This window comes from Streptomyces durocortorensis (assembly GCF_016901035.1).
In the GTDB taxonomy this organism is placed as follows: Bacteria; Actinomycetota; Actinomycetes; order Streptomycetales; family Streptomycetaceae; genus Streptomyces; species Streptomyces durocortorensis.
This window is the reverse complement of sequence record NZ_JAFEUF010000299.1, coordinates 1-7,179: the sequence shown is the minus strand read 5'-3', so window position 1 is coordinate 7,179 and position 7,179 is coordinate 1. Positions and strand designations below refer to the sequence as shown.

The following is a 7,179-nucleotide window of genomic DNA, read 5'->3' as shown; positions in this document are numbered from 1 at the left end:
CCGCCCTTCACCCCGGCATCCGCCGCGGCCACGGCCCGCAGGGCCACCGCAACCCCGTCCGGCGTCCACCCCCGCATCTGCTGCCGCACCCGGTCGATCTTCCACGGCGGCATCCCCAGCTCCCGGGCGAGATCGGCCGGCCGACCACCCCGCGCGGAGGACAGCTTCCCGATCGCCCGCACCCCCTGCGCCAGCGCACTGGTGATCAGCACGGGCGGAACCCCGGTCGACAACGACCACCGCAGCGCCTCCAGCGCCTCCGCCGCCCGCCCCTCGACCGCCCGGTCGGCGACGGTGAACGACGAGGCCTCGGCCCGCCCGGTGTAATAGCGCCCGACGACCGCCTCGTCGATCGTGCCCTCGACGTCCGCGATCAACTGGGACACCGCACTCGCCAGCTCCCGCAGATCGCTGCCGATGGAGTCGACCAGCGCCTGGCACGCCTCCGGCGTCGCGGACCGCCCATGGGTCCGGAACTCCGACCGTACGAACGAGAGCCGCTCGGCCGGCTTGGTGGTCTTCGGGCAGGAGACCTCCCGGGCCCCGGCCTTGCGGGCCGCGTCCAGCAGCCCCTTCCCCTTGGCGCCGCCCGCGTGCAGCAGGACGAGCGTGATCTCCTCGACCGGGGCGCCGAGATACGCCTTGACGTCCTTGACCGTGTCGGCCGAGAGGTCCTGCGCGTTGCGCACGATCACGACCTTGCGCTCGGCGAAGAGCGAGGGGCTGGTGAGCTCGGCGAGCGTGCCGGGCTGCAACTGGTCGGACGCCAGATCACGTACGTCCGTGTCGGCGTCGGCAGCACGCGCGGCCGCCACCACCTGCTGCACCGCACGGTCCAGGAGGAGGTCCTCCTGGCCCACGGCGAGGGTGAGGGGGGCGAGCGGATCGTCGGTGGAATTCTTCCTGGTGGCCATCGCGCTCCAGCATCCCATGGCCCACCGACAGCCCGGCCGCCCCAGGGTGCGGGCCCCATGCGCCCGTACCGGAGAATGTCCGGGTGAGCGATGTGAGACATGTACTGGTGCTGCCCGACCGCGACGCCGCCGAGGCGGTGGCCGAGGAGCTCGCGGACCGCTTCGGGGTAGCCGAGGAGCCCCAGCTCGTACGGGACGCCCTGGCCGGCGAGGACGACGCCGAGGACGCCCAGTGGCTGGTGGTCGTGGAGGACGCGGCCGGACGCCTGGACCGGGCCGCGCTCGACGCGTTCGCCGCCGCGTACGAAGGCTGGCTGGAGAAGCCGTAACCGGTCCGACGCCCCGCCCGCCCGGCCCGCTCAGCCCGTTCAGGCCTTGGGAACGACCGTTCAGGCCTTGGGAACGACCGTTCAGGCCTTGGGAACGATCTGAATGTCCAGATCGATGACGATGCTGGGCCCCACCACGGCGATCCCGCGCGCCAGCATGGTCTGCCAGGTGAGGGTGAAGTCCTCGCGGTGCAGTTCGGTGGTGGCCCGGCAGGCGGCGCGCGTCTCGCCCTCCAGGCCGCTGCCGAGACCGAGGTACTGCGTGTCCAGCGTGACGGTGCGGCTGACGCCGTGCAGGGTCAGCGCACCGGTGACACCCCAGCGGCTGCCGCCCCGGTGGACGAAGCGCTCGCTGTAGAACTCCAGCGTCGGGTAGCGGCCGACGTCGAGGAAGTCGCCGGAGCGCAGGTGGTCGTCGCGCATCTGCACGTTGGTGTCGATCGACGCCGCGTCGATGATCACATGCATGGCGGAGTCCTCCATGCGGTCGGCGATCCGGACGGCCCCGGCGAAGTTGTTGAACCTGCCGTGGATGCGGGCCAGCCCGATGTGCCGTGCGGTGAAGCCGATCTGCGAGTGGTTCGGCTCGATGTCCCAGTCGCCGGGGTCGGGCAGCTGCGGGGGCTGCGCCACCTGGAGGGCCACGTCGCCCAGGGTGGCGTGCGCCCCTTCGGTCACCGTCACCGCCCCGTGGAACGGGGTGAAGCCCTCGGCCGTGACCGCAAGCCGGTAGTCGCCGGTCGGAACCGTGGCGAGAAGACTGCCGAAGGGGTCCGTCTCGCCGGCGGTCACCTTGCGGCCCGTGCTGTCGGTCACCACGAACTCGGCCTGCCGGACCGGTTCGTCGACCGGGTCCAGCACCCGGCAACTGAGCACGCCCGCGGTACGGGGTATCCGGAATCCGGCGAGGGCCTCACCGCGCCCACCCGCCTGGCCTCTGTTTCCCAGCCAACGGCCGAACATCTCTGACGTACCCCCACGGGCGCTTCGCACCTCGGGCCCCGGACAGGTGGACGTCACCGTCGGATCAGCGGCCCGCCGACGATCATGCATTCGATCACTGTTGAGGCGTTCGAGGCAAACCGAGTGGGTCGGAGGATCTTGTGCGGTTATGCGCCGATCCGGGATGGAAGCCGATCCGGGATGGAAGGTGTGGCGCTTCTCGGGTCAGCGGCGAGGGCCCGGACCTGGCACGGCGCGTCCTCGCTCATCCGCCGCCGAGGCGAGGTCGACGCGATGGAGCGGGTCTCCCGGTGCCTCAATGCCGCCGGGAGACCCTGCCCCGCGGTCTCAGGCCCCGTCACCGACCGGCATCGACCGGCCGAAGTACGTCCACGGGGCCTTGGACAACCCGACGTCCGCCGCCGAGAAGGCGATCGCGTACGAGGTGCCTACGCCGCCGGCGGAACCGCCCAGGTTCCACAGGGCGCCGTTACTCGTGTCCTCCATCGGAGCCCCGACGGCCAGGTCGGCGCGGGCGTCGCCGTTGGTGTCGGTCAGGCGTACGGAGGCGCCGAACCGGTCGTACGGCTCGTTCGCGCCCGGCACGCCTGCGGTGCCCTGGTGCACGGCCTGGGAACCGACGCCGGTGAGTCCCTCGGCCGAACCGCGCAGGACGACGACCCCGCCGGCGTTGGGCACCGAGCCGATGGTCTCGAACTCGACGCCCACGGCAGCGTCGGCGAAGCCGTCACCGTCGATGTCGCCCACGGCCACCGCCTCGCCGAATGTGTCCCCGGGCTCGGTGGCTCCGGGAACGCCGGGACTGTCCTGGGTGAGCGTCCTGCGCCCGGAGGTGCTGAGCCCCGCCGCGGCACCCGCGTAGACGGTGACCGAGTTGCCGTCGGGAGACCCGACGATCAGGTCGTCCCGGCCGTCGGCGTCGAAGTCACCCGTGGCAGCCGCGTGCGCGTCCGCCGGCAGGACCGCGGGGTCGCCGAGCGCCCCGGCGTAGACGAGCGACGCGCCGCCGTAGCTGCCGTCCTCGTCGTAACGGCCCCCCACGACGAGATCGTCCCTGCCGTCACCGTCGAAGTCACCGGCCGCCAGGGCGCGGTAGTAGTCCGAGCTGCCCGGAGCGATCGCGGTCGTCAGCCGGCGGCGGTCCTCGGCCCCGCCTCTGGAGATGGCTCCGAAGATCCACACGTCGTTGCTGCTGGTGCCGACGGCGAGCTCAGGGTTTCCGTCGCCGTCGAAGTCACCGACGACGAGTCGGTCGCCGAAGCGGTCGTGCTTGGTGGGAGCCGGGTCAGGGAGGTCGGTGCCTCCGACGATGCCCGATTTCGAACCCCACAGGACCGTGACGGCACCGCCCGCCACGTCGCTGCCGACCTTCTCGTCCGGCGTGCCGGCGACGATGTCGGTATAGCCGTCACCGTCCAGGTCTCCCGTGGCCAGCGCCGAGCCGAACTCGTCGTTCTCCTCCAGCGCGCCGGGCACACCGGGCGAACCCTGCGTGACGATCTGGGTCCGGCCGGCCGAGACCCCGGCGGACGAACCGGTGTTGACGACGATCGCACCAGCCCGGGGAACGCCCGACACGGCGGCTTCGGAAGCGGTGACGAGGTCACCGTAGCCGTCGCCGTTCACGTCGCCCTGCCCGCGGAGCGGGGCCGTAGGCGCGTTGGGCGCAGCGTGAGCAGGGGTCGCGGCGAGCAGGCCGGCCGCAAGGGCGACAGCGAGGACGGGGGCGGAGCGGTACGAGTGGCGCATGGACTCTTCTCTATCGATGCGGCGGCCGGAAAGACCTGGCAGACGGCGGCGAGGAGCCGGAACTCCGGAGCCTCACCGAGCGCTACAGGTAAGACACACACCCATCTCGAATGGTTGTGCGAAAATCGGCAGGAACCACCGGCCTCCGCCGGGAACCACCGGTCCTAGGACTTCGGCCCCAAGCCTCTTGGCTGAGGCGCGGCACGGTGGTCGACCTCTAGCGTGTCGATCATGACCGAATACGATCCCGCGCCCCCGCGCAGCAGGGGCCAGCGCAAGCAGGACGTCCTGGACCGCCTGCGGCAGGACGAGGACGCGTGGGTGGGGACGGCGTCCCCGGACGGCGTCCCCACCCTGGTGCCGCTGTCGTTCCTCTGGGAGGACGGCACCGGCACGCTGGTGATGGCCACCCGGCGGACCAACCCGACGGCCGTCAACGTGACTCCCGCCGGGCAGATCCGGGTCACTGCCGGCCACACCCGGGACGTGGTGCTGATCGAGGGCGAGGCGAGGATCGTGGAAGCAGCGGACCTTCCGACCGTGACGAGGGATGCCTTCGCAGCGAAACTCCGGGGATGGAGCCCGCGCGGCCCCCGCTATGTGTTTCTGCGCATCACCCCCCACACCGTGCGCGCCTGGCGCGAGGAGAACGAACTCGCCGACCGCGACCTGATGCGCACCGGCACCTGGCTGGCCGGTTGACGCGGCGTCATGACCTGCCCACCGCCCGCAGCTCCTTCCCCGCGCCCGTCACCGCGATCGGGCCGTCGGTGTCGGTGCGCAGGACCCGGGCCCCCGCCGCCGCGAGGGCGTCCACCGTGCGGGGCGAGGGGTGGCCGTACGGGTTGTCCGCGCCGCAGGAGATGAGCGCCAGCCTCGGCCGTACGCTGTGGAGCAGCCCGGCGTCCTGGAAGGCCGAGCCGTGGTGGGCCACCTTGAGGACGTCCACCGGGCCCGACGCCTCCCTCCCGCGCAGCAACTCCCGCTGGGCCAGGGGTTCGAGGTCCCCGAGAAGCAGCAGCGTCAGGCCTCCGGCCGCCCGTACGCGCAGGGTGACGCTGGAGTCGTTCGGCTCCCGCCCCGCCGTTCCCGCTCCCCCGGGCCCCGGGCGGGGCCAGAGCACCCGCCAGTCGACCGGGCCCGACCGGCGGTGCTCTCCGGCCACGGCCCGCACCGTCGGAACCCGGGCCGCGGCCGCCGTCCGCCGCACGAACGCGGCCTGCTCGGGCGGCTCTTCGAGGCTCGTCGTCTGGATCGCGCCCACCGCCCTGCCCCGGAGCACGCCCGGCAGCCCGCGCACATGGTCGGCGTGGAAGTGGGTGAGGACCACGAGCGGGACACGAGTCACCGCGAGGTCGCGCAGACACCGGTCGACCGCACGGGGGTCGGGTCCGGCGTCGACCACCACCCCCGTGCCCTCCCCCGCCGCGAGGACCATCGCATCGCCCTGCCCCACGTCGCAGAGCGCGAACGCCCAGCCGGGCGGCGGCCATCCGGTCATGATCCGGGTCAGCGGGACCGGCCGCAGGACCGCCAGCACCAGAAGCAGCCCGATGGCCGCGCAGATCCAGGGGCGACGGGCCAGCCTCGGAGCCAGGAACACCGCCAGAACGGTGAGGGCGGCCAGCAGCGCCGCGCCGGACCACCCTCCGGGCCACTGCGCCTCCGCCCCGGGGAGAGCAGCCCCCGTGCGGGCGACCGTCGCGATCCACCCGACCGGCCAGCCCGCGATCCCGGCCAGCACCTCGGCCACCGGCGGAGCGACCGGGGCGACGGCGAGCGCCGCGAACCCGAGCACCGTCGCCGGTGCCACCGCGAACTCCGCCAAGAGATTGCACGGGACCGCCACCAGGCTGACCCGCGAGGCCAGAACCACCACCACGGGTGCGCACACGGCCTGCGCGGCCGCCGCCGCGGCCAGCACCTCGGCGAGCCTGCCCGGCACCCGCCGCGCCCGCAGGGCGGCGCTCCACCGCGGAGCGAGGGTCAGCAGCGCGCCGGTGGCCAGGACCGACAACAGGAAGCCGTAGCTCCGGGCGAGCCAGGGGTCGAGGAGCACCAGGAGGACCACAGCGGCCGCCAAGGCGGGGATCAGGGATCTCCGGCGGCCCGTCCCGATCGCGAGGAGCGTGATGAGACCGCAGGCCGCCGCGCGGAGCACGCTCGGTTCCGGGCGGCACACGACGATGAAGGCGAGGGTCAGCGCACCGCCGATCAACGCGGTCCCTCGCAGGGAGAGTCCCAACAGGGGTGCCAGACCGCGCCGTTCCGCGCTCGACGCCGCCCCCGGCGGCCCGACGAGGAGAAAGAGCAGAATCGAGAGATTTGCTCCGGACACGCTCAACAGGTGCGTCAGGTCGGTCGCCTTGAAGGCGTCGTGGAGGTCGGGCGGCACCCTGGAGGTGTCACCGACCACCAGCCCCGGCAGCAGCGCACGCGCGTCCGGGTCCAGCTCGTCCGTCGCCTCCCGCAGCCCGGCGCGCAGGTCCCCCGCCGCGCGCTGGACCCACGTCGGGGGTCCGGTGACCCGCGGCTCCCCCGCGTCGTCCACCCGCAGGACCGCCGCGAGGCGTTCGCCCTCGTGTGCCGGAGGCGAGAGCCGGCCGCTGAGCCGGAGGCGGGTGGACGGCAGCAGTTTCTGCCAGTCCGCCCGGTGGTCGCCCGCCCCGACCATGAGCAGCACGGGCGTACGGACCCGGGTGCTCGGGCCGTCCGGCGTCCCCACCTCCGTGACCTCGGCGTCGATCAGGAGAAGGGGCGGGGCGCTGTGGTTGCCCCGTACCGCCGGGCGGGCCGTCCTCGGATCCGAGGTCACCCGGACCTCGGCGTCGATCCGCGCATACTCCCGGGCCAGCCCGGGGACGGGACCGCGCCGGACGTCGGCGCCGTCTATCCCGGCCACGACCGTGCCCGCCGCCGCGCAGAGCAGCACGGCTCCCCCGGCGGCGGGCGGGGGGGGGGCGCCCCCCCCCCCCCGGGCCCGCCGCCGCGCAGCGCAGCCCGGCCCCCCGGGGGGCGACGGCCCGGGACCGTCCGGCGGTCCTCCCCCGCGAGGTCCGCGAGGCCGCCACCAGCAGAACGAGCGCCGGAACCAGACAGGCGACGGCCACCGCGACCACCCACCGCCCCGGGAGGCCCAGTGCCGAGGCCGCTGCGGCCCAGACCGCCAGGGCGGGCGGAACGAGCCGCAGATCCGTGGGCCCCTCCCGGCGCGAACCCTCCCC

General features: G+C 73.7%; 5 protein-coding genes and 1 pseudogene. 2 read left to right on the top strand and 4 right to left on the bottom strand.

What is annotated here, in order from left to right; genetic code table 11:
• The coding region (gene holA, locus JS521_RS31995) for a DNA polymerase III subunit delta (protein ID WP_205086410.1) at window positions 1-914 on the bottom strand (914 nt) is incomplete at its 3' end.
• An 83-nt stretch (window positions 915-997) separates the two neighbouring features.
• Between holA and JS521_RS31990 the strand changes: the two genes are divergently transcribed.
• Window positions 998-1,243, top strand: a complete 246-nt coding sequence (locus tag JS521_RS31990) for a hypothetical protein (RefSeq protein WP_205086409.1) — start codon at window positions 998-1,000, stop codon at window positions 1,241-1,243.
• 81 nt (window positions 1,244-1,324) lie between these two features.
• Here JS521_RS31990 and JS521_RS31985 read toward each other — a convergent pair whose 3' ends face one another.
• Both JS521_RS31985 and JS521_RS31980 read right to left on the bottom strand, forming a co-directional pair.
• Window positions 1,325-2,206, bottom strand: coding sequence for a YceI family protein (locus JS521_RS31985; protein WP_205086408.1), 882 nt, complete (start codon window positions 2,204-2,206; stop codon window positions 1,325-1,327).
• Between the two features lie 327 nt (window positions 2,207-2,533).
• Entirely contained in the window at window positions 2,534-3,955 is a 1,422-nt protein-coding gene (locus JS521_RS31980; protein WP_205086407.1) for an FG-GAP-like repeat-containing protein, read from the bottom strand.
• Between the two features lie 231 nt (window positions 3,956-4,186).
• Here JS521_RS31980 and JS521_RS31975 point away from each other — a divergent pair, with 231 nt between their 5' ends.
• Window positions 4,187-4,657, top strand: a complete 471-nt coding sequence (locus tag JS521_RS31975; RefSeq protein WP_205086406.1) for a pyridoxamine 5'-phosphate oxidase family protein — start codon at window positions 4,187-4,189, stop codon at window positions 4,655-4,657.
• A 7-nt stretch (window positions 4,658-4,664) separates the two neighbouring features.
• Here JS521_RS31975 and JS521_RS31970 read toward each other — a convergent pair.
• A pseudogene (locus JS521_RS31970) lies at window positions 4,665-7,179 on the bottom strand (ComEC/Rec2 family competence protein); the annotation flags it as partial.

Excerpts from the sequence above, each read along its gene's own strand:
- JS521_RS31985 (WP_205086408.1), bottom strand. The coding sequence starts at position 2,206 with ATGTTCGGCCGTTGGCTGGGAAACAGAGGCCAGGCGGGTGGGCGCGGT.
- JS521_RS31980 (WP_205086407.1), bottom strand. The coding sequence starts at position 3,955 with ATGCGCCACTCGTACCGCTCCGCCCCCGTCCTCGCTGTCGCCCTTGCG.
- JS521_RS31975 (WP_205086406.1), top strand. The coding sequence starts at position 4,187 with ATGACCGAATACGATCCCGCGCCCCCGCGCAGCAGGGGCCAGCGCAAG.